Origin of the sequence: Paractinoplanes lichenicola (genome assembly GCF_016785085.1) — a bacterium.
GTDB classification, from domain to species: domain Bacteria; phylum Actinomycetota; class Actinomycetes; order Mycobacteriales; family Micromonosporaceae; genus Actinoplanes; species Actinoplanes lichenicola.
In genome coordinates, this window is record NZ_JAENHO010000013.1 from 215,033 (window position 1) to 236,185 (window position 21,153).

19 protein-coding genes are annotated in these 21,153 nt (G+C 70.2%); 10 read left to right on the forward strand and 9 right to left on the reverse strand.

From position 1 onward, the window contains the following. Positions 1-15: 15 nt before the first annotated feature. The gene (locus JKJ07_RS38325; protein ID WP_202996878.1) at positions 16-1,467 is read left to right on the forward strand and encodes a non-reducing end alpha-L-arabinofuranosidase family hydrolase; all 1,452 of its coding nucleotides are present in this window, start codon (positions 16-18) and stop codon (positions 1,465-1,467) included. 20 nt (positions 1,468-1,487) lie between these two features. Here JKJ07_RS38325 and JKJ07_RS38330 read toward each other — a convergent pair whose 3' ends face one another. Beyond that, on the reverse strand, positions 1,488-2,687 hold the full coding sequence (locus JKJ07_RS38330) for a serine/threonine-protein kinase (protein WP_202996879.1): 1,200 nt from the start codon (positions 2,685-2,687) through the stop codon (positions 1,488-1,490). 398 nt (positions 2,688-3,085) lie between these two features. Between JKJ07_RS38330 and JKJ07_RS38335 the strand changes: the two genes are divergently transcribed. Further along, positions 3,086-4,543, forward strand: coding sequence for an endo-1,4-beta-xylanase (locus JKJ07_RS38335; protein ID WP_307834620.1), 1,458 nt, complete (start codon positions 3,086-3,088; stop codon positions 4,541-4,543). A gap of 96 nt (positions 4,544-4,639) precedes the next feature. Here the strand turns inward: JKJ07_RS38335 and JKJ07_RS52470 are convergent, their stop codons facing one another. Continuing rightward, on the reverse strand, positions 4,640-5,965 hold the full coding sequence (locus tag JKJ07_RS52470; RefSeq protein WP_236030597.1) for an alpha-N-arabinofuranosidase: 1,326 nt from the start codon (positions 5,963-5,965) through the stop codon (positions 4,640-4,642). Between the two features lie 227 nt (positions 5,966-6,192). On the opposite strand from JKJ07_RS52470, the gene JKJ07_RS38350 reads away from it, so the two are divergent. From JKJ07_RS38350 to JKJ07_RS38360, 3 genes are read left to right on the forward strand one after another with little or no spacing between them, the layout of a single operon-like run. Next, a complete protein-coding gene (locus JKJ07_RS38350; protein WP_307834621.1) occupies positions 6,193-7,464 on the forward strand; it encodes an ABC transporter substrate-binding protein in 1,272 nt (423 codons plus the stop codon). Positions 7,465-7,466: 2 nt separating this feature from the next. Next, positions 7,467-8,438, forward strand: coding sequence for a carbohydrate ABC transporter permease (locus JKJ07_RS38355; protein ID WP_202996884.1), 972 nt, complete (start codon positions 7,467-7,469; stop codon positions 8,436-8,438). 2 nt (positions 8,439-8,440) lie between these two features. After that, positions 8,441-9,256 carry a carbohydrate ABC transporter permease gene (locus JKJ07_RS38360; protein ID WP_202996885.1) on the forward strand — a complete coding sequence of 272 codons (816 nt, stop codon included), beginning with the start codon at positions 8,441-8,443 and terminating at the stop codon, positions 9,254-9,256. Between the two features lie 41 nt (positions 9,257-9,297). Here JKJ07_RS38360 and JKJ07_RS38365 read toward each other — a convergent pair whose 3' ends face one another. Continuing rightward, positions 9,298-9,816 (reverse strand): TetR-like C-terminal domain-containing protein, encoded by a 519-nt coding sequence (locus tag JKJ07_RS38365; protein WP_202996886.1) that lies wholly within the window; start codon positions 9,814-9,816, stop codon positions 9,298-9,300. A 75-nt stretch (positions 9,817-9,891) separates the two neighbouring features. Here JKJ07_RS38365 and JKJ07_RS38370 point away from each other — a divergent pair, with 75 nt between their 5' ends. From JKJ07_RS38370 to JKJ07_RS38380, 3 genes are read left to right on the forward strand one after another with little or no spacing between them, the layout of a single operon-like run. Next, complete coding sequence (locus JKJ07_RS38370; protein ID WP_202996887.1) at positions 9,892-10,134, forward strand: SDR family NAD(P)-dependent oxidoreductase; 243 nt, start codon at positions 9,892-9,894, stop codon at positions 10,132-10,134. 26 nt (positions 10,135-10,160) lie between these two features. Then, entirely contained in the window at positions 10,161-10,340 is a 180-nt protein-coding gene (locus JKJ07_RS38375) for a hypothetical protein (protein ID WP_202996888.1), read from the forward strand. A 21-nt stretch (positions 10,341-10,361) separates the two neighbouring features. Next, entirely contained in the window at positions 10,362-10,568 is a 207-nt protein-coding gene (locus tag JKJ07_RS38380) for a 4-oxalocrotonate tautomerase family protein (RefSeq protein ID WP_202996889.1), read from the forward strand. 160 nt (positions 10,569-10,728) lie between these two features. Here the strand turns inward: JKJ07_RS38380 and JKJ07_RS38385 are convergent, their stop codons facing one another. Together JKJ07_RS38385 and JKJ07_RS38390 are read right to left on the reverse strand one after the other, a co-directional pair. Next, a complete protein-coding gene (locus JKJ07_RS38385; RefSeq protein WP_307834622.1) occupies positions 10,729-11,799 on the reverse strand; it encodes a LacI family DNA-binding transcriptional regulator in 1,071 nt (356 codons plus the stop codon). Between the two features lie 47 nt (positions 11,800-11,846). Continuing rightward, complete coding sequence (locus JKJ07_RS38390) at positions 11,847-12,038, reverse strand: hypothetical protein (protein WP_202996891.1); 192 nt, start codon at positions 12,036-12,038, stop codon at positions 11,847-11,849. Between the two features lie 188 nt (positions 12,039-12,226). On the opposite strand from JKJ07_RS38390, the gene JKJ07_RS38395 reads away from it, so the two are divergent. Beyond that, positions 12,227-14,176 (forward strand): sensor histidine kinase, encoded by a 1,950-nt coding sequence (locus tag JKJ07_RS38395; protein ID WP_202996892.1) that lies wholly within the window; start codon positions 12,227-12,229, stop codon positions 14,174-14,176. A gap of 60 nt (positions 14,177-14,236) precedes the next feature. Here the strand turns inward: JKJ07_RS38395 and JKJ07_RS38400 are convergent, their stop codons facing one another. The 3 genes from JKJ07_RS38400 to JKJ07_RS38410 all read right to left on the reverse strand — a co-directional run bounded on the left by JKJ07_RS38400 (position 14,237) and on the right by JKJ07_RS38410 (position 18,669). Next, a complete protein-coding gene (locus JKJ07_RS38400; RefSeq protein ID WP_202996893.1) occupies positions 14,237-15,265 on the reverse strand; it encodes a glycoside hydrolase family 11 protein in 1,029 nt (342 codons plus the stop codon). 390 nt (positions 15,266-15,655) lie between these two features. Next, positions 15,656-17,935 carry a putative bifunctional diguanylate cyclase/phosphodiesterase gene (locus JKJ07_RS38405; protein WP_307834623.1) on the reverse strand — a complete coding sequence of 760 codons (2,280 nt, stop codon included), beginning with the start codon at positions 17,933-17,935 and terminating at the stop codon, positions 15,656-15,658. Continuing rightward, positions 17,929-18,669, reverse strand: coding sequence for a zinc-binding dehydrogenase (locus JKJ07_RS38410; RefSeq protein WP_307834624.1), 741 nt, complete (start codon positions 18,667-18,669; stop codon positions 17,929-17,931). The genes JKJ07_RS38405 and JKJ07_RS38410 overlap by 7 nt, the downstream gene beginning before the upstream one ends. 107 nt (positions 18,670-18,776) lie before the next feature. Here JKJ07_RS38410 and JKJ07_RS52025 point away from each other — a divergent pair, with 107 nt between their 5' ends. Beyond that, positions 18,777-19,052, forward strand: a complete 276-nt coding sequence (locus JKJ07_RS52025) for a MarR family winged helix-turn-helix transcriptional regulator (RefSeq protein WP_307834625.1) — start codon at positions 18,777-18,779, stop codon at positions 19,050-19,052. An 11-nt stretch (positions 19,053-19,063) separates the two neighbouring features. Here JKJ07_RS52025 and JKJ07_RS52030 read toward each other — a convergent pair whose 3' ends face one another. After that, entirely contained in the window at positions 19,064-20,938 is a 1,875-nt protein-coding gene (locus JKJ07_RS52030) for a helix-turn-helix transcriptional regulator (protein ID WP_307834626.1), read from the reverse strand. Positions 20,939-21,153 lie beyond the last annotated feature (215 nt).

Sequence of the window (21,153 nt, forward strand, 5' to 3'; positions counted from 1 at the left end):
AGATCATTCAGAACCATGGCCGCCGGCCTCGTGGCGGTCCTGGCCGGCGGCGCGCTGGCGATCGCCAACGCCCCCGCCGCCTCCGCCGCCACCATCGACACCAGCGCCTGGTACGTGCTGGTCAACCGGACCAGCGGCAAGGCCCTCGACGTCTACAACCTGGCCACCACCGACGGCGCCCGGATCACCCAGTGGACCCGCAACGACGGCACCCAGCAGCAGTGGCAGTTCGTCGACTCCGGCGGCGGGCAGTATCGCCTCAAGTCCCGCCTGTCCGGCAAGGTGCTGGACGTCTACAACTTCTCGACCGCCGACGGCGGCTCGATCGTCCAGTGGACCGACAACAACACCACCAACCAGCAATTCAGCGTCCAGGACATCGACGGCTACCTCCAGCTGATCAACCGCAACAGCGGCAAGGCGCTCGAGGTGCAGGGCGGCTCCACGGCCGACGGGGCGAACATCGTCCAGTACAGCGACTGGAACGGCGCCAACCAGCAGTGGCAGCTGGTCCGCATCGGCGGCGGCTCCGATCCGACGACCCCGCCACCGTCCGGCTCGTGCACGCTGCCCTCGTCGTACCGCTGGAGCTCGACCGGCTCGCTGGCCAACCCGAGGTCGGGCTGGGTGTCGCTGAAAGACTTCACCACCGCCCCGTACAACGGCCGGCAGCTCGTGTACGCGACGACCCACGACTACGGGTCGACGTGGGGCTCGATGAACTTCGGCCTGGTCAGCACCTTCTCCGACCTGGGCTCGGCCAGTCAGAATGCGATGAGCTCAGCCACGGTTGCGCCGTCGCTGTTCTACTTCGCGCCCAAGAACATCTGGGTCCTGGCCTACCAGTGGGGCGGGCCGGCGTTCTCGTACCGCACGTCCAGCGATCCCACCAACCCCAACGGCTGGTCGGCGCCGCAGACCCTGTTCACCGGCAGCATCACCGGCTCCGGCACCGGGCCGATCGACCAGGCCCTGATCGGTGACAGCCAGAACATGTACCTGTTCTTCGCCGGCGACAACGGCAAGATCTACCGAGCGAGCATGCCGATCGGCAACTTCCCCGGCAGCTTCGGCTCCTCCTACACCACCATCATGAGCGACTCCACCAACAACCTTTTCGAGGCCCCGCAGGTCTACAAGGTCCAGGGCCAGAATCAGTACCTCATGATCGTCGAGGCGATCGGTAGCCAGGGCCGCTACTTCCGGTCGTTCACCGCGAGCAGCCTCGGCGGCTCGTGGACGCCCAACGCCGCCTTGGAGAGCAACCCGTTCGCGGGCAAGGCGAACAGCGGCGCCACCTGGACCAACGACATCAGCCACGGCGAGCTCATCCGGGTCAGCGCCGACCAGACCATGACCGTCGACCCGTGCAACCTGCAGCTGCTCTATCAGGGCCGTTCCCCCAGCTCGGGCGGCGACTACGGCCTGCTGCCGTACCGCCCCGGCCTGCTCACCCGGCAGCGCTGACCATGACCGCGGCCGCTCGGCTATTTCTTGCCGGGCGGCCCGGGCCGCGGAGCCTTGCCCGGCGCACCCGGCTTGGCCTTCGGCGCCGGTGGGGCCGCCGGCTTCCGCGCCTTGCCGCCCGCTCGGCTGCTGCGCTTGTGCGATACCACCCGCGTGACAACGACCTTGGCCGTGGACGGGCTCGGCTTGGGCGCAACGGTGGGGGCCGACGAGGACGGCGTCGCGACCGCGTCGGCCCGGGCCGGCTCGGCCGGGGCGCGGTCGACCCACCACGCGCCCCCGGCGATGATCAATCCGGACAACGCCCCGGCGCCGATCAGCGCCGCCGGGCGGGGCCGGCGGGTCCTCACCGCGGGCAGGGTGACCGTCGGCGCGGCGACGCTGCGCATCAGCGCGGAGGACGGCAAGCCGGCGACCTCCCCCAGCACTTCCGAGACCTCGATCGCGCTGGGCCGGTCGCCCGGCGTCTTGGCCAGGCAACGCGCCACGAGCCGGGAGACCGCGAGGGGCAGACCGGCGATCGGCGGCAGCGGACGGGGTTTCGCATAGACATGAGCCCGGACCATCTGCGTGACGGTCGACGCGTCCCACGGCATCTGCCCGGCCAGCGCGAGATACATCAGCAGACCGAGGGCGTACATGTCGGTCGCGGGCCGGACCGGGCCGCCCCGGATCCGCTCCGGCGCGAGGTAAGCCGGTGTGCCCACCAGCTGGCCGTTGTCATCGTCGAACGCACCCACGGCGGCCGAGATGCCGAAGTCGACCAGCTTCACGCCCGAGCCGGTCACCATGACGTTGGCCGGTTTCACGTCGCGGTGCACGATGCCGTCCGCGTGGGCCGCCGCCAGCGCGGCCGCCACCTGCGCACCGACCAGCGTCGCCACCTTCCACGGGAGCCGGCCGCCGGTCAGCATGTCGGCCAGGGTCCGGCCGTCGACCAGCTCCATCACGACGTACGCCAGCGTGCGCCCGTCGTCGACGACGTCTCCGTAGTCGTAGACGGCGACGACATTGGCGTGCCGCAGCCGTGCGACGGCCCGCGCCTCGTCGCGGATCTGACGCCGCTGCCCGGGGTCGGCGGCCAGCTTGGGTGACAGCATCTTCACCGCCACCTCGCGGCCCAGCACGTCGTCCTCGGCCCGCCAGACCACGGACATCCCGCCCCGGCCCAGCACCTCCCGGAGCCGATAGCGCCCGGCGATCAGTTGTCCTCGATCCACGGCACCCTTCTTCTCCCGTGGGCCCACATCGAAACCCATGGGATTCGGGGTGCGCTCATAACAACTATTCAGCACGCGTTTCTTGCACCATGCTCTTTCTTCAATACGTTCGGAAGTTTCGGAGATTTAGGATCGCTCGGAGCGCCCGAGACTGACGCTTTCCGTCCCTCGGGATCCATCGGTGCAGTTCAAAGTCCCTCAAGAGGACATCAGGAACGCAGAACTTCCGGAAAACTTCCGGAAGCTATTGTTTCGCCGACGTTACTCGTGCCAGCATGACCCGAAATCGAAGCTCATCGTTCTTCGGTCCGGTCACGCGATCCCCGGCCATTCGCGAGTGCGACGGCCGGACCGCGAAATGCCGTGTGCCCGGACGCGGAACTAAGAAGGGAGACCTGGTGAACATCCAATCTCCGGCCGGCGTCGCGCGACGCCGGTCGCCGCGGCTCCGGCTGCTGTTCAGTGGTGCGATCGCCGCGGTCACGGCGGCCGGCGTGGTCGCGGTGATGCCGGATGCGAGCGCCGCCGAAAGCACTCTGGGCGCCGCGGCCGCGCAGTCGGGCCGATACTTCGGCACGGCCGTCGCCGCCGGCCGGCTCAGCAACTCGCAGTACAGCACCATCGCCGCCCGTGAGTTCAACATGATCACGGCCGAGAACGAGATGAAGCCCGAGTCTCTGCAGCCCAACCGGGGCCAGTTCAACTTCAGCTCCGGCGATCAGATCTACAACTGGGCGACCCAGCGCGGCCTCAAGGTGCGCGGCCACACCCTGGCGTGGCATGCCCAGCAGCCGGGCTGGATGCAGAGCCTCAACGGCAGCTCCCTGCGCCAGGCGATGATCGACCACATCAACGGCGTGATGAACCACTACAAGGGCAAGCTCGCCGCCTGGGACGTGGTCAACGAGGCCTTCAACGAGGACGGCAGCCGACGCTCGTCCAACCTGCAGGGCACCGGCAACGACTGGATCGAGGTGGCTTTCCGGACGGCCCGCAACGCCGACCCGTCGGTCAAGCTCTGCTACAACGACTACAACATCGAGAACTGGTCCTACGGCAAGACGCAGGGCGTCTACAACATGATCCGCGACTTCAAGTCCCGCGGCGTGCCGATCGACTGCGTGGGCCTGCAGACCCACTTCACCGGGGGCAGCTCGCTGCCGGGCAACTTCCAGACCACGCTGTCGAACTTCGCGGCCCTCGGGGTGGACGTGGCCCTGACCGAGGTCGACGTCACCAACTCGTCCACCTCCCAGTACGCCGGGCTGACCCAGGCCTGCCTCAACGTCGCCCGCTGCATCGGCATCACGGTCTGGGGCGTACGGGACAGCGACTCGTGGCGCTCCAACGAGAGCCCGCTGCTGTTCGACGGCAACGGCAACAAGAAGGCCGCCTACACGTCGGTGCTCAACGCGCTCAACTCCGCCGGCCCCACCAACCCCACCTCTCCCCCGCCGAGCACGACCCCGCCGCCCACGGGCGACGCCAAGCGGATCCTGGGCGCCCAGTCCGGCCGATGCGTGGACGTGCCCGGCGCGTCACAGAGCAACGGCACGCGGGTTCAGCTCTACGACTGCAACGGCCAGAGCAACCAGGCGTGGACCCTCACGTCGAGCAGGCAGCTGACCGTGTACGGCTCGCGGTGCCTGGACGCCGCCGGCTCCGGCAACGGCTCGGCCGTGCAGATCTACAGCTGCAACGGCCAGGCCAACCAGCAGTGGAACGTCAACAGCAACGGAACCATCACCGGCGTCCAGTCCGGACGATGCCTCGACGTCTGGGGCACCGGGAACGGCCAGCAGGTGCAGATCTACGACTGCAACGGCCAGGCCAATCAGCAGTTCAGCCTGAGCTGAACTGCTGGTTGGCACGGCGGACGTGGGCCGCCGTGCCCCCGACCTGGCGCACCGGCGGCCCCTCGGCGGCGCGCCGGCGAGCGGCATCTGGGCGCCCTACCGCGCCGGCTCGCTCACAACGCACCGCTCACGGTGACGAACGAGTGAGCCGGCAGCTCCACCCGCAGCGCGCCGCCGGCCACCGACACCCCCTCGTACAGGCGTGGCGCCACCGCCGACGGCGACTGCGGCGTGTTGTGGTCCTGCAACGCCTCCGACGTCAGGATCAGCGCCTCGAACGACTCGAGGGCGCCGCCGCGTACGTCGATCCGCACCTCGACCGGGGCCGCCGCGTCCAAGTTGGACAGCGAGAGCAGCAGCCGCCCGTCCCTGCGGCTGGCCGACATCGACACGGTCGTCAGCGTCGCGTCGCCGACCGGCCGGGACGGCGGCGCGGTGCGGACGTCGATCCGCAACGAGGTCGCGTCCTGATGCCCCTGGTTCATCCGGAAGACGTGGTAGGTCGGGGTCAGCACCAGCGCCGACGGTCTGACCGGGGTCGTAGGCGTCCATCACCGCCGCATGACCGGCCAGGATCTCCTCGATGCCGGCCGCGGCGAGCATCGTCGTGTAGTACTCCTCGGTGTCGAACACCGTGGCCGAGCCCTTGTCCTCCCAGGTCGGCCCGGTCAGCGTGTAGTGGTGCACCGACAGGGCGCGGTAGCCGGTGCTGCGGATGCGCTGGCAGCCGAGATGCCCGAGCTGCTTCATGAGCGTCTCGGTCCAGGCGTAGTCGGCCCCGGCCGCCCCGGCGGCGATCTTGTAAAGCTGGTTGTCGCCGTAGTCCCGGCAGTAGGTGCCGTAGCGGCGGGCCTCCTGGGCGTAGTGCTCGGCGGTCATGGAGCCGCCGCAGCCCCACGCCTCGTTGCCCAGGCCCCAGAACCGGACCCGCCACGGCTCGTCACGGCCGTTGGCCTTGCGCAGTCGCGCCATCGGCGAGTCACCGTCGCGGGTCAGGTATTCGACCCACTCGCTCATTTCCCGTACGGTCCCGGATCCGACGTTGCCGCTGATGTAGGGCTCGGCGCCGAGCAGGTCGCACAGCGCCATGAACTCGTGGGTGCCGAAGTGGTTGTTCTCCTCGACCCCGCCCCAATGGGTGTTGACCATGACCGGCCGCCGCTTTTTGGGCCCGACGCCGTCACGCCAGTGGTATTCGTCGGCGAAGCAGCCGCCCGGCCAGCGCAGGTTCGGGATGCGCAGGGCGCGCAGGGCCTCGACGACGTCGAGCCGGATGCCGCCCTCGTTCGGGATGGCGGAGTCCTCGCCGACGTAGAAGCCGCCGTAGACGCAGCGGCCCAGATGCTCGGCGAAGTGCCCGTACAGGTGCCGGCTGATCCGCGGACCGTCCACGTCCACGTTGATCACAGCTTCAACGGTCATAGAGGCGCCTTCCGCTCGGCCGCAACTTGCGAGTGCATGCGAAACGTTTCAGTCCACTTAGACGGCGGCCTGGACGTCGCGCACGTTAACAACAACTTCTACCTCATCGTGCCGGATATCTTGACATGCACATTGATCACTTCATAGCTTGGCTTCACATTCCGGAAACACTCCGAAACTTTCGGTTCCGAGAGGTGAGCTCTGTGGCGCCTAGAAGATTTTTGGCTGTGGCCGCCGTGCTGGCGCTCAGCACTGTGGGCCTGGCCGCCTGCAGCGGCGGCGACGAAGACGGCGGCGGGTCCGACTCGGGCGGCAACGTCACGATGACCCTCTGGCACAACTCCACGACCGGTCCCGGCAAGGCGTTCTGGGACAAGGCGGTGGCCGACTTCCACACCGCCAACCCCACCGTCACGATCAAGATCCAGTCGATCCAGAACGAGGACCTGGACGGCAAGCTGCAGACGTCACTCAACTCCGGTTCCGCGCCCGACATCTTCCTGCAGCGCGGGGGCGGCAAGATGGCCGCGATGGTCGAGGCGGGTCAGCTCAAGGACATCACCGACCTCGTCAGCCCCGAGACCAAGGCGGCGGTGGGCGACGCCGCGCTCGGGACGGGGCAGATCGACGGTAAGACGTACGGGGTGCCGGTCTCGATCCTTCCCGGCGGGTTCTGGTACAGCAAAGACATCTTCAAGAAGGCCGGCATCACGTCCCTGCCGACCACTGTGGAGGAATTGAACGCGGCGGCGGCCAAGCTCAAGGCCACCGGGACGCCGATCGCCCTCGGCGCCAAGGACGCCTGGCCGGCCGCGCACTGGTTCTATTTCTTCGCCCTGCGTGCCTGCAGCAAGGCCTCGCTCGACGCCGCGGCCAAGGACAAGAACTTCACCGATCCCTGCTGGACCAAGGCCGGCAACGACCTCAAGGCCTTCGCCGACACCCAGCCCTACAACAACGGCTTCCTGACCACCTCGGCCCAGCAGGGCGCGGGCAGCTCGGCCGGCCTGGTCGCCAACGGCAAGGCGGGCATGGAGCTCATGGGCTCGTGGGACCCGGGCGTGATCGCCGGGCTCACCAAGGACAAGAAACCCCTGCCCGACCTCGGCTTCTTCCCGTTCCCGGCGGTCCCGGGCGGTCAGGGCGACCCGGCCGCGATCATGGGCGGCGCGGACGGCTTCTCCTGCTCGGAGAAGGCCCCGAAGGAGTGCGCCGACTTCCTCAACTACATCCTGACCAAGCCCTTGCAGGAGGCGTACTACAAGGCTTTCAACTCGCTGCCGGTCAGCAAGGAGGCGCAGGGCGCCGTCACCGAGGACTACCTCAAGGCCGTGCTCGAGGCCTACAACAAGGCGCCGTACGTCTCGCAGTGGCTCGACACCCTGTACGGCCAGAACGTGGGCAACGCGCTGAACGTCGGCGTCGTGAACCTGCTCGCCGGCAAGGGCGACGTCGCCGGAATCATCAAGGCCACCAACGACGCGGCCAAGAAGGGCTGAGCGTGACGGTCACCCGTCTGCGGCACGGAGGCGGCGTGCAGACGCCGCCTCCGGTGCGGCCCCGCCGGCGCGGCATCGGCTGGGCCCAGCGTCTGGAGATCGTGGCGCTGTCCGGCCCGGCGATCCTGGTCTTCGTCAGCTTCGTGATCTTCCCGGTCCTGATGGCCGCGTACTACGGCTTCTACAAGTGGAAGGGCTACGGCGTCCCGACCAACTTCGTCGGGCTCGACAACTACAAGACCATCCTGCAGGACACCGCGTTCCACGAGGCGCTCTGGCACAACGCCGAGATCCTCGTGCTCTCACTCGTCCTGCAGGGCCCGGTCGCGATCGGCCTCGCCCTGCTGCTCAATCGCCGGATGCGGGGCCAGTCCGCCATCCGGGTGCTCATCTTCGTCCCGTACGTGATCTCGGAGGTCATCACCGGCACGGCGTGGGCGCTCATCCTGCAGACCAACGGCGCCGGCAACGACATCCTGAGCTCGATCGGCCTGGGCGCGCTGACCGAGGACTGGCTGGCCGACCCGAAACTGGCCATCTGGTCCCTGATGTTCATCCTGACCTGGAAGTACGTCGGGTTCGCGGTGATCCTGTTCCTGGCCGGCATGCAGAACATCCCCGACGAGCTGGCCGAGGCGGCCGCGGTCGACGGCGCCTCGTTCTGGCAGATCCAGCGGCACATCACGCTGCCGCTGCTCGGACCGACCATCCGGATCTGGGCCTTCCTGTCGATCATCGGCTCGCTGCAGTTGTTCGACCTCGTCTACATCATCTGGGGCCAGTACGTCGCCTCGACCGCCGGCACCTCGACCATGGCGACCTACATGGTCGTCGAGGGCCGGAACGCGGCCAACTACGGCTACGGCAACGCCGTGGCGGTCGTGCTGTTCGTCATCTCCATGGTCATCGCGCTGATCTACCAGCGCTTCGTGCTGCGCCGCGACACCGAGGGCGCCCTCACCGGAGGACGGTAGGAATGGCCCGGCGCAACCCGATCGTCTACCTCGTCGCCCTGTTGCTGATCGGCCTGATGCTCGGACCGGTCCTCTACATCATCGTCGGCGGGTTCCGGACCAACTCGCAGATCACCGTCGCGCCGGCCGGCCTGCCCGACCCGTGGGTGATCGGCAACTACACCGACATCCTGGCCAGCGACCTCTTCTGGCGCCAGGTCGGCAACTCGACCATCGTGGCCCTCGTCACGACCATCGCCGTCGTCGCGCTGGGCGTCATGGCCAGTTACGTGCTGGCGCGCTACAAGTTCCGCGGCCGCGGCGCGATGTACGCGCTTTTCGCCGCCGGCCTGATGTTCCCGGCCACAGTGGCCATCACGCCGCTCTACATCCTGGTCAAGAATCTGGGCCTGGTGAACACCCTGCCCGGCGTCATCCTGCCCCAGATCGCGTTCGGCCTGCCGACCACGGTCATCATCCTGGTGCCGTTCCTGCAGGCGATCCCGAAAGAGATCGAGGAGGCCGCGATGATCGACCGGTGCAGCCGGCTCGGCTTCTTCTGGCGGATGGTCCTGCCGCTCTCGGTGCCCGGCCTGATCACCACCGGGATCCTGGCCTTCATCGGCAGCTGGAACAGCTACCTGCTGCCCCTGTTCATCCTCAACGACCAGGACACCTTCACCCTGCCGCTGGGCGTGCAGGCCTTCGCCTCGCAGTACTCGGTCGACACGGCCAAGGTGCTCGCGTTCACGTCGCTGTCGATGATCCCGGCCCTGGTGTTCTTCAGCCTCTTCGAGCGGCGCATCGTCGGCGGGCTGACCGGTGCCGTCAAAGGGTGAGGGCCGGACCGGCGGAACGGCGGGCGGAAGCTGACCGGAGCTCAGGACGGCGCCGGCTGGTCGAGCCGTTCGAGCCAGCGGTCGAGCAGGTCGACCTCCACCGGCTCGAGGTGGCTCGTACCGGTGAGGGCGAGCTGGGAGCGCAGCTGCCGGGCGGCGCCGCGGACCGGGTCCGGCCCGCTCGGGGCGGCGGGGGCGGCCAGGACGACGGTGAAGACGGCGTCGCGGGCCGCGTGGGAGAGGGCGGGGTCGTCGAACAAGGTGGGCTGGGCGATCCGGGCCAGGCAGACGCCGATGTTGGCCGGCAGGATCAGCCGGGCCGCCGCGCGCGGGGTGGTCGCAAGCGCCCCGGCGGCGGCGCACCGCAGCAGGGTGGCCTCGAGCAGGTCGAGGATGCGCTGGTAGGCCCGGGCGGCCGGCTGCGGGCGGGGCGCGAACATCAGCCTGTACAGGGCGGGGTTCTCGGCGGCGAAGGCCATGTGGTCGTCCCAGCCCGCGTACAGGTCGGCGACCGGGTCAGTGGTGGCCTCGAGCGCCGCAATCCTGGAAGGGGGAGTCATGGCAGAGCAACGAGTCGCCGTCGTCACGGGCGCATCGCCGCCGAGGAGGCGACCGGCCAACGGAGGGATTGCCTGATGGCCGTCATCCTTGTCACCGGCGCCTCCAGCGGCTTCGGCCGGCTGACCGCGCAGGCGCCGGCCCGCGCCGGACACACCGTCGTCGCGGGCATACGCGCCACCGAGGGCCGCAACGCCCCCGCGGTCGCAGAGCTCGACCGGCTCGCAAAGGCCGCCCGGAGGATCAAGAGCGGGAGACCGCGTACGAGGAGCTGTACGGCCGGCTCCGTGGCGAGATCGACCAGCGGCTCGCCGCTCTGATCCCGCCCGGCGCCGATGTGCAGTCGGTGGCCGACGAGATCGTCCGGGTCGTCGGGCTGCCGGCGGACGAGCGGCCGTTCCGCACCCATGTGGACCCGAGCCGCGACGGCAGCGAAGTGGTCTCGGCCGTCGCCGACCGCATCCGCAGCGAGTTCTACCACCGCATCGGCATCGAGGACCTGCTGTCCCCGAACGCCGCACTCTGACCCACGAAAGGAACCACGACCATGCCGTTCGCCAACCTGAAGGTCCCCGCCGACACCCTGACCCCGGAGTCGAAGCAGAAGCTCATCAACGCCGTCACCGACGCCTACGCCGACGTGTACGGCGAGCGCGCCCGTGCGACCACCCTGGTGCTCATCAACGAGGTCGCCGAGGGTGGCTGGGGACTGGGCGGCAATGTCCTCACCGCCGAAATGCTGGGCCGCAGCTGACTGTCGTGGAAGGCGCCCCACGGGCCGCACCCAGTCGGCGCCGGTCCGGGCGGCCACCGGCAGGCGCAGCTCCCGTCAGGCTCAACCCGCCCCGCACCAGCGACACGGCGGAGGCCGGCGCCGACAACAATCTCCGGCCGTCAGATCGGCAGCGCCCGGCTCATCGTGCGGAACCGGGCCGGGGCGGCGCGGCAGCCGGGCCGCTGCTCTCCCGGATCACCAGTTCGGTCGGCAGCACAATGTGCTCCACGGGGGCCGGCGCTCCCGTCCGGGCGTGCTCGATGGCGGCGGTCAGGGCGGCCGCCGCGGCCCGGCCCTTGGCCGCGAGGTCCTGGCGGACCGTGGTCAGCGTCGGCCGGACCTGCGAGGCCAGCGGGTTGTCGTCGAAACCGACCACCGTCAACTGCCCCGGTACGTCGATGCCGAGCTCGGCGGCGGCCTGCAACACCCCGTACGCGATGGCGTCCGAGAAACACAGGACGGCCGTCGGCCGGTCGGGCCGGTCGAGCAACAGCCGGGCCCCCCAGCGCGCGTGCTCCGGAGTGGCGCTGTCCTGCCGGGCCGAGATCAGTTCGGCGCCGGCCGGGCCGAGCTCGTCGAGCCAGCCGAGCAGCCGCTGCCGGGACGAGTGGCCCTCGGCCGCCTCCGGGGTAGCCAGCAACCCGTACGGGCCATGGGTGCCCGACAGCAGCAGCCCGATCCGCCGATGCCCCAGCTCGAGCACGTGCCGGGCGGCCGCCGCGGCGCCACCCCGGTCGTCGATGTTGACGCTGGGAATGTCGTCGTCGACGTCCTGATCGACGTAGACCAGTGGCAGCTTCCGCCGGTGCAGGAAGTCCACGGCCTGCGACTTCCAGTCGCACGAGTAGACCAGGGCGCCGTCCATGGCGACGTCGCGCGCGGGCACGATGTCACCGTCGTCGCTGGAGGTCAGCAGCGTCAACGAGAGCCCCGTCGGGGCCAGTTCCTCGGCGATCGCGCCGAGGAAGCCGGTGGCCACCAGGTCGGTGAAGGCGAAGCGCACGGAGTGGGTGAAGATCACCCCGACCGCGCCGGTGCTGCCCCGGGCCAGGGCCCGCGCGGCCGGGTCGGGCCCGACATAGCCAAGCTCCTGAGCGGCGGAGAGAATGCGCTCGCGCAGTGTGGCAGAGAGCTGGTCGGGCTTGGAGAACGCATTGGAGACGGTCATCCGGCTCACACCGACCTGGTCGGCGATCGTCTGCAGTGTCACCCGCGCTCCCACCGCGTCACCATAGCTCCGCCCCGCGGGAACGGCCGTCAGCGGCAGACCGGCTCGGGTGGCGCGATGGCATGGGCGAGCCGGATCAGCCCACCGGCCAGGGCCCTGCGGAATCGGCGCCGGGTTCCGGCCCGTACGGGCTCGGGCCGCGCGGGCGCGTCCGGCGCACACTCGGCGAAGCGCCGGCGAACCTGGTCTACCCCCATGATCATCGCGCTGGGCAGTTCCATGGCAACTCCCTTCTTTACCGGTACAGTATCGAGGCCTTCTTTACCGGTCAAGAGCCGCGTCCCGACGAATGGAAAGCAGGCGGCTTCCTTCAACCCTGAGCGGGTCGCGGGCCGTACTCCTCATTGGATGCCGCAAAGGTCACCTCTCCCCCAGAGCGTTTGCCCGTCATCTGCCCGATTGAGGTCGCATGCGAAGAAAACCGAGGTCCATTCGCTCCAAGATCGTTCTGGCGCTGCTGGTGCCGGTCGTCGCGCTGACCGGGTTGTGGGTGATCGACGTCAAGGCGCAGTTCGCCGACGCCACCGCGCTGCGCGACACCTACAGCACGCGCGACAACGTGAGCCTGCCGGCCGACCGGATGGTGGCCGCCCTGCAGTCCGAGCGCACCCGGTCGGTGGAGTTCCTGGCCCAGCCCGACGGCGACGCCGGCGCTCTGCGCGCGCAGCGGGCGGCGACGGATGCGGCGGTAGCGCAGTTCCGGCAGTTGTCGGGCCGCTACGAGGGAAGCGACATCTCGGCCGAGATCACGCGGGCCCGGTTCGCCGACATGGCGACCAGCCTCTCGACGTTGACGTGGGTGCGGGCCGACGTCGATGTCCGGGACGCCACGTCGATCTCGGTCCTCGGCGGCTACACCGGCATCATCCAGACCGCGTTCAGCGTGTCCAACGCGGCCGCCGCCTCCAGCGACCCGCTGGTGGAACGGGTCATGCGCACGACGATCGCCATGCGCCGGGCCGGGGAGCTGCTCTATCAGGAGGACGCCCTGCTCAGCGGCGTCACCACGGCCGGGCGCTTCGGCGACGGCGAATACCCGCGGCTGATCGAGATCATCGGCGCGTTGCGCTTCCAGGTCCCCATCGCCGGCACGGCCCTGCCGGGGCCCGATCAGGCGCTGTTCAAGGCCATGCTCAGCGGTGACGCCTTCACGGCGCTGCGGGCGGCCGAGGATCAGATCATCGGCCGGGGCCGCGAAGGCGAGCCGGTGGGGATGAGCCGGGCGGTCTGGAAGGCGACGTCCAACCTGGCCGTGAGCCAGTTGTTCGCTTTCATGGCGGACGGCTACGACCACGCCATCGCGTTCGCCAAGGACGCTCGCGACCGGATCCTGATCCGGTTCGGCGTGTCGGGCCTGCTCGGCCTGATTGCCATCGTCGTGTCGTTGACCATGGCGGTCCGGATCGGCGGGTCGGTCGTGCGGCGGCTGGGCCAGCTGCGGGCGGCCGCCACCGATCTCGCCCGCCAGCGGCTGCCGGACCTGGTCCGGCGATCACGAGCCGGCGAGCGCATCGACGTGGACAGTGCGGCGATGCGCCTGCGCCTGGGCGACGACGAGATAGCGGAGGTGGGCGCCGCGCTGTCCGATGTGCACCGCAGCGCGGTGGAGGCGGCCGCCGCGGAGGCGGCCATGCGGTACGACCTGAACAAGGTCCTGGTCAACATCGCCCGCCGCAACCAGTCGCTGCTGGACCGCCAGATCGAGGCGCTCGGGCCGCCGGACGGCGACGACGCCCGCGCGTACCGGCTGGCCGTCCGGATGCGCCGGCACGCCGAGCATCTGGTCATCCTGGCCGGCTCGGCCCGGAGCCGCCGCGGGCTCGGGGCCGAGCCGCTGACCACCGTCCTCACCCGCGTCGCGGGCGAGATGGAACACGCCGAACGCATCGCGATCGGGCCGACGGCGAACGCCGAGGTGCCCGGGAACGCCGTCGGCGACCTCGGGCACCTGATCGGTGAGGTGCTGGCCAACGCCATCACCTTCTCGGCGCCGAGCACCGCCGTCAGCGTGTCGGCCCGTCCGGGCCCGGACGGGATAGTGGTGGAGATCGAGGACCACGGTCTCGGGATGTCCGCCGCCGTGCTCGAGCAGACCAACCGCAGGCTGGCGCAGCCGCGGGAGTTCGACCCGGCCGACAGCGCCCGCCTCGGCTTGTTCGTGGTCGCGACCCTGGCCGCGCAGCACAGCATCACGGTCACTCTCGGTCCCGTCGACGGCGGCGGCACCCGCGCGACGGTCACCCTCCCCGCGAATGTGGCGGCGCCGGCCGGCGAGACGGCGCCGGTGGCCGGCCCGCCACAACGCTCGGATCAGTCCCGGCTGGTCGGCATGGTGGTCCGGTCCGGCCGCGGCTCGTGACCGTACGATCACGAGCCGGGCCGGGTCAGGCCCTGCTCAGCAGCCGAGCAGGCCCGGGGGTCACCCGGCCTGGCAGGAGACCGACGGCCACGTGGTGCTGCCGTTGGTCTTGGCGATCGTCACGCCGAAGTTGTTGCCGGAGCCGTTCGGCTTGGCGACCATCTGGTACTGCGACGGCCAGGAGGCGCTGGTGTTCCAGGTCGACATCACCGTCTGCGGCGCCACCAGGTTCATCGTGACGGTCCAGTTGCTCGACCCGCTCACGCTGACGTTCAGGTTGTAGCGGTCCGACCAGTTGTCACCCGCGGACAGCGACGCGGTGCAGCCGCCGCCACCGTTGCCCGGCGGAGTCGTCGGACTGGTGGTCGGGTTGTTCGAGCCACTGCCCTCACTGACCGTGATGTTCGACTGCACCGTGCTCTGGTAACCCTCGGTCGCCATGATCTGGTAGTCGTGGTTGCCCAGCTGCAGGCCGGCTCTGGTCCAAGCGTCGAAGTGGTTGCCGACGGTGATGGTGCCGCCGGTGCGCTTCTGCTGCCGGATGCTCCAGTACTGGTAGAACGTCGAGTTGTTGCCCTCGATCGACGGCTTGTTGACCCGCTGGGTGCGGTAGAGGTCGTAGGTGCTGCCGTCGGTGGTCACCGATCCGAACCGCTGTGCCTGGCTGGCCGGGTTGTAGTTGCCGTAGTTCTCGACCACGTAGTACTCGACCAGCGGGTTCCTGGTCCAGCCGTAGAGGGCCAGATAGCCGTTGCCCTGGGTGCTCCAGGAGCCGGAGTAGTTCACCACGCGGCGGGCGCCGGGGTTCCAGCCCTTGCCGCCCACCCAGTTGTTGGTGCCGCCCTGGATGTTGACGGAGTAGTTGCCGCCCTGACCCAGGGTCATGGAGACGTTGCCGCTGTCCTTCCAGTACGAGAAGAAGTAGCCGTTGTGGTAGCCGGTCTCATTGCCGGAGAGCGTCCGGTTGGCTTCGGCGTGAGCCTCGGTCACCGCCACGGCACCGACCACCGCGACGGTGACCGCGCACGCAGCGCCGAACAATGCTCTGATGCCACGCCGGCGGCGGCTGGGACGGGTTTGCTGATCCATGTGCAGACTCCTCTGCGCAGGCCGAGCTGCGGCGCGCCACGCCCGCTGGAGCTTCTCGTGGCCGGTGGCGGCCACAGATCGCGGCGGAAGGCGCGCGGCGGCGGGGGATTCAGCCGGCCGCGGGGAATCGACGGCCGACGATACGGAGGGATCCGCGCGATCCATCCACCGCCGACAATGAACCAGCCTTGCCTTCATGTCAACAACTTACGAAGCTTCTCGTAAGTTTCGGCGTCAAAACGGCCAAGAGGGACTACTGAACTTCCGTAATAGGACCTTGCTCGGTTCGGTCGGCTAATTGGAAGTTTCGGTAGTTGCGACAGACCGCGCAACCATCAGACCGTGCGCGTTCACCGCGTGGCGAACAACCCCCGGGTACGGGCGCCACCCTCACGACCTCACGGGCACCGCGGTGTCAGCCTGGCTGGTCATGAAATAGGCGAGCGCGTCGGCGGTGGTCAGCGGTTTGGCGTAGTGGTAGCCCTGGCCGGTGCGGCAGCCCAGCCGTCGAAGTTCGGCCGCCTGGGCCGGGGTCTCGATGCCTTCGGCGACGGTGCCCAGGTCGAGCACCTGGGCCAGCCGGATGATGGCCTCGGTGACGGCGCCGCCATGACCGGTGCCGATCAGGTCGGCGACGAAGCTGCGGTCGATCTTGAGGATGTCGATCGGCAGGCGGGTGAGGTATTGCAGCGAGGAGTATCCGGTGCCGAAGTCGTCGATCGCGACCCGGACGCCGTGGGCCCGCAGGGCTTGCAGGGTCGGGATGGCTACCTGATCGTCGACGATCGCGGACTCGGTGACCTCCAGCACCAGTCGCTGCGGGGCGAGCCCGGCCCGGTCGAGGGTGGCGAGGACATCGGCGACCAGATCGGGGTCCTGGAGCTGGCGGGGTGACACGTTGACGCTGACGTAGAAGTCGCCGCCACTGGCCCGGCGCCAGGACAAGGCCTGGTGGCAGGCCTGTTCCAGGACGTACAGGCCGATCTCGGCGATGACGCCGGTCCGCTCGGCGACCGGGATGAAGTCGAGCGGCGAGACCATGCCGCGGACCGGGTGCCGCCAGCGCACGAGGGCCTCGGCGCCGATGGGCCGGCCGGTGGCCAGGTCGACCATGGGCTGGTAGCGGACCTCCAGTTGCCCGCCGGCCACGGCGTTGTCCAGGTCACGGCCCAGCAGGTCGTCGTCGCGGCGCCGATCGAGCATGCCCGGCTCGTACAGCGCGAAACTCTGGGGTGCGCCCCGCTTCGCCTGATACATCGCCAGGTCGGCGCGGCGGCGCAGGTCGTCGAGCGAGTCCCCGGGCGCGGCCACGGCGATGCCGATACTGGCCCGCAGGACGAGGCTGTGCTCGCCCACCTTCAGCGGCCGGGCCACGGCGGCGGACAGGATCCGGCGGGCCAGCGCCACCGCGTCGTCCGGGCCGGTCACCTCGCGTTGCACGACGAAGAACTCGTCGCCGCCCAAACGAGCGACGATGTCACCGGTGCGGACATTGCCGCGCAGCACGGCGGCGAACTCCATGAGCAGCAGATCGCCGGCGGCGTGGCCGTGGGCGTCGTTGACCGCCTTGAAGCCGTCGAGGTCGATGACGAGCCCGGCCAGGGTCTCGCCACGGCGGTTCAACCGGCGGGCCCGGCGGTCCAGACCCTCGCGGCTGGTCAGTCCGGTCAGCGCGTCGACGATCTGCTGGTCGTTGCTCTCCCGCAGCGAGAGGATCTGCCGGACGATCACCGCGCCGGTCATCAGGATCAGCCCCAGGACGAAACCGCCGAAGACCAAAGCCCCTTCGTCCCGCAGGAGCACCGCGACCATCAGCCCGATGCCGGCGACGACGGCCGCGTACGGGATGTAGGTGAACCAGGCCGCGGTCAGCGGACGCTGCACCGGCCCGTCGGCTCGGCCGGTCACACTGGCCCACATCGCGGCCAGCGTCATGCACAACGAGGCCGCTACCACCGCGACCGTGGCGGGCCCCGGGCCGATCGCGTGGCTGCCGTCGCCACCGATGGCGTTGAGCGTGACGTCCGACAACAGGTACAACCCCAGTCCCACCATCAGCAGGCTGGTCGGGCGGTCGCTGAGGTTCAGCCCGCCGCGGAGCACCACCGCCGCGATCCCGATCAGCAGGACCAGGTCGCCGATGGGGAAGCCGATGGTGACCGGCCAGCGCTGCACCCAATCGGGGTCGGTAGTGACGTGCGGCTCGATGACGAAGTTCCAGATGTAGATCAGGCCGCAGCCCAGCACCGCCACGGCCTCACAGACCAGCGCGGCCCGCTGCCGGCGTCGCAACCGCTGGGCCGGGAACGCGAACGCCCCGACGCCCATCAGCACGTACATGACGAAGGCGGTGAAGGCGCCGGTCAGCCACAAACCCCGGACGTCCTGCTGGGCGCCCACCCCGAGGGCGGTGTTGGCCTCGATGGAGGTCAGCCGGGCCATCGAGATCAGCAGCCAGCCCGCGCGATGCCGCCCGGTCGCGGCCGCTCGCAAGCCGAACAGCGCCCCGAGCAGGTCCAGGATCATCAGACAGACGACCACCAGCACCAGCCGCCACTCGGGCATCGCGAACGAGGCCACCTGCGCGACGAGCACGACCGCCACCAGCACCGCAGCGGCCACACCGGTGACCAGTCGCCGACGGGCCGCACCGGCGAGGAGAGCTACCACATCGTTCCCATCGGCGACCGGACCGGACGCCTGAGTTGCTGCCCTGCCGACCGAGGCGGCCGGAGGTCAGGCGCTCGGATTCGGGCGACCCGCTTGCCGAAGCCGTGGCGGGTGGCGACATCGGTGTAGGCCCGGGCGATGTCCTCGAGCGGATACTCCGCCTCGATCGGCACGACCCGCCGGCCGGCCGCGATCAGCGTCTGCAGCTCGCTCCAGACGCCGGGTGACAGGGCGTCGCCGTTGCCGCGAGCCTGTACGCCGTACCACTGGACGGCCGCGTAATCGGTGATGGTGTTGATCCGCTCCGGGGCGACACCGAGGGCGAGGGCGAGTTCGACGTAGCCGCCGCCGAAGGTGTCGATGACCGCGTCCAGGCCGTCCCGGGTCATCGCCCGCAGCCGCGCTTCGAGGCCCGGCCCGTACGGCACCGGCTCGATCCCGAGGGCCTCGAGGCGCGGCATGTTCCGGGTCGAGGAGGCGCCGATGACCCGGGCGCCGGCCAGCCGGGCCAGCTGGCCGGCGAGGACCCCGACGCCGCCCGCCGCGGCCGAGACGAACACGGTCTCCCCCGGGGCCGGGCTCACTGCGGCGACCGTCGCCCAGGCGGTGGCGCCGACGGGCCGTCCTGGCTGACCGCCGACGAGATGCGGGCCTGGCGCGCGCTGCACGCCGTTGTCGTGGTGCTGCCGGCCGCGCTGGACGTCCAGTTGCAACGCGACGCCCAGATCAGCCACCTGGAGTACTACGTTCTGGCCGGGCTCTCCGAACGCCCCGACCGCACGTTGCGCCTCAGCGAGCTGGCGATCCTCACGGCGCCGAGCTGTCCCGCATCTCCCACCTGGTGGCCCGGCTCGAGAAGCGCGGCCTGGTGCTGCGCCGCCCCGACCCCGACGATGCCCGCTACACGAACGCGGTGCTCACCGAGCAGGGCTGGGAGAAGGTCACGACGGCCGCTCCGGGGCACGTGGGCACCGTACGCAAGCTGCTCTTCGACGGCCTGGACGCCACCGGCCTGCGGGAGCTGACGAACACGGCGGACCGGATCGTCGCCGCGCTCAGCCGGTCCGACCTGCCCCTCGCGCCGACGATCCGGAAGGCCCTGCACCCTCCGGAGTGATGCTCGGCGCGTCAGCGCGGTGGCAGGGCGTCCCGGAGACCGGCCCGGCCACGCACACCGAGCTTGGGGAAGATCTGGTAGAGGTGTGAGCCGACCGTGCGGTGCGACAGGAACAGCCGCTGGCCGATCTCCCTGTTGGTCAGGCCGGCCGCGGCCAGTTCGGCGATCTCACGTTCCCGGCGGGTCAGCACCGGCGGCTCGGTGCTCGCCCGGCGGGGCCGCGTCAGCCCGGTGGCCCGCAACTCGTTCTCCGCACGGTCCAGCCACGGGGTCGCAGCCAGCCGGCGAAAGGCGTCCGCGGCCGCCAGCAACTCGGTCCGCGCGTCGGCGGTCGCGCTCAAGCGGCGCAGCCGTTCCCCGAAAGCCAGGCGTACGCGGGCATGGTCGAACGGCCATCGGCCGGCGTGCGCGACGGACAGGGCTCGTTCGTACGCCGTCCGCGCCTCGTCGTCCGGGGCGACCAGCGCCGTGGCGCCGGCGGCGATCAGGGCCAGCCGGGGCGAGAGCCGGGTCACGCCGGCCGCCCGCAACGCCTCGGCGTGCGCGACGGCCTCGGCCCGCCGGCCGGTTCGGAGCGCCGACTCGACCAGGTCGAAGGCCACCCACAAGGCCTGCGGCAGATGACCGGGCAGCGAGCCGGCCGGTGAGATCGATGCCGCCTCACGATAGGCCGCCGCGAAATCACCCTGACCGACGTGGTGCAGCGCCAGCGCGTGGCGGGCGAACATCTCCACACCGGCGGCTCGCCGGGCCGTCGACCAGCGAATGAGATCCTCGCTGACGGCGGAGCCCTCGCCGCGGGCGGCGGCCAGCAGGCCCAGCTGGCTTCGGAAGATCCAGATGGGGAACGAGAAGCCGTACTCGGTGCAGAGCCGGGCGCCCTCGTCGGCGATCTCGGCGACGGTGTCCCACTGCCCCGCATGGAACAGGTCGCGGCCGAGCATGCCGAGTGCGGTGATGTGGCGACGGCCGGGAGCCTCACCGGCTCGGCCCTGGCGGACCACTCGCCACAGGTCGTCGTGGGCCGGGCCGATCTGGTCGAGGTATTGCACCGCCGATCCGAGCCGGACGACGCGGCCGGGATCAGGCTCCCGGTGCAGACCGGCCAGCCGAGCCGTGAGCTCCTCGACCAGTGCCGGCGCGGGATCGACGGTTTCCGAATAGACCTGGGTGAGCAGGACCAGATCGGGGTCGACCGGTTGCTCCAGCCGGTCGTACAGGGCGAAGTAGCGCTGCCAAGCCTGCTCGGTGGCGGCGTACCGGGACAGCAGGAGCAGCGAGTGCATCGATTCGGTGAGTTCGTCGTCGCGTCCGCCGGCAGCGTGATCACCGGACTCGATGGCCGCCGCCAGCAGGGCGTGCGCCGTCGGCACGTCACCGTCTCCGTTGATCAGCAGGGCCGCGGCGGCGGTCACGGCCAGCAACGGCGAGCGGTCGCCACCTCGAGCCTCCGCGAGGAGCCGGCCGGCCTGGCCGGCCTCGCCCACCGACTCCGCCCCGAGATAGGCGGCCAGGGCCAGCCGCCGTGACCGGCTCGAAGGGGCCGGGCTCAGATCGGCCGACCGGTGCAGCCGGACGATCGCGCCGACCGCGTCGCCCCGCGCGTTCGCCCGCTGGGCCGACTGTTCCAGCAGGGCCGCCACCGACTCGTCCGGCGCGGTTGCCGCCTCGCCCAGGTGCCAGGCCCGATATTCCGGGTCGTCGGACAGCACCTCGGCCAGAGCCTGGTGGGCCCGGCGACGATCGGCTGTCGTCGACGCGGCGACCACGGCCGATCGGATGAGCGGGTGGCGGAAGGTGAAGCGGCGGGAACCGGCCGAGACCTCGATGAGCCGGTTGCGCTCGGCCGGGTGCCAGCAGGTCCAGACAGCCGGTGCCGCCGGCACGCATCGCGGCTCGTCCGCCGTGGCGATCCAGGGCGCCCATGAGCAGCATCGCCCGGCAATCGTCGGGGAGCTCGGCGACCCGGCCGGCGAAGATGCTCTCGAGCCGATCGGTCAACGGCAGAACCACCGGCAGATGCTCCAGCGCCCGCCGCTGGCCACGGCTCAGGGCCGCCGGCAGCTCCAGCAATGCCAGCGGATTGCCCGCCGCCTCGGCC

Coding starts and splice junctions, on each gene's coding strand:
- JKJ07_RS38325 (WP_202996878.1), top strand. CDS start 16: ATGGCCGCCGGCCTCGTGGCGGTCCTGGCCGGCGGCGCGCTGGCGATC.
- JKJ07_RS52470 (WP_236030597.1), bottom strand. CDS start 5,965: ATGACCGTTGAAGCTGTGATCAACGTGGACGTGGACGGTCCGCGGATC.
- JKJ07_RS38360 (WP_202996885.1), top strand. CDS start 8,441: ATGGCCCGGCGCAACCCGATCGTCTACCTCGTCGCCCTGTTGCTGATC.
- JKJ07_RS38365 (WP_202996886.1), bottom strand. CDS start 9,816: ATGACTCCCCCTTCCAGGATTGCGGCGCTCGAGGCCACCACTGACCCG.
- JKJ07_RS38370 (WP_202996887.1), top strand. CDS start 9,892: ATGGCCGTCATCCTTGTCACCGGCGCCTCCAGCGGCTTCGGCCGGCTG.
- JKJ07_RS38380 (WP_202996889.1), top strand. CDS start 10,362: ATGCCGTTCGCCAACCTGAAGGTCCCCGCCGACACCCTGACCCCGGAG.
- JKJ07_RS38390 (WP_202996891.1), bottom strand. CDS start 12,038: ATGGAACTGCCCAGCGCGATGATCATGGGGGTAGACCAGGTTCGCCGG.
- JKJ07_RS38395 (WP_202996892.1), top strand. CDS start 12,227: ATGCGAAGAAAACCGAGGTCCATTCGCTCCAAGATCGTTCTGGCGCTG.
- JKJ07_RS38400 (WP_202996893.1), bottom strand. CDS start 15,265: ATGGATCAGCAAACCCGTCCCAGCCGCCGCCGGCGTGGCATCAGAGCA.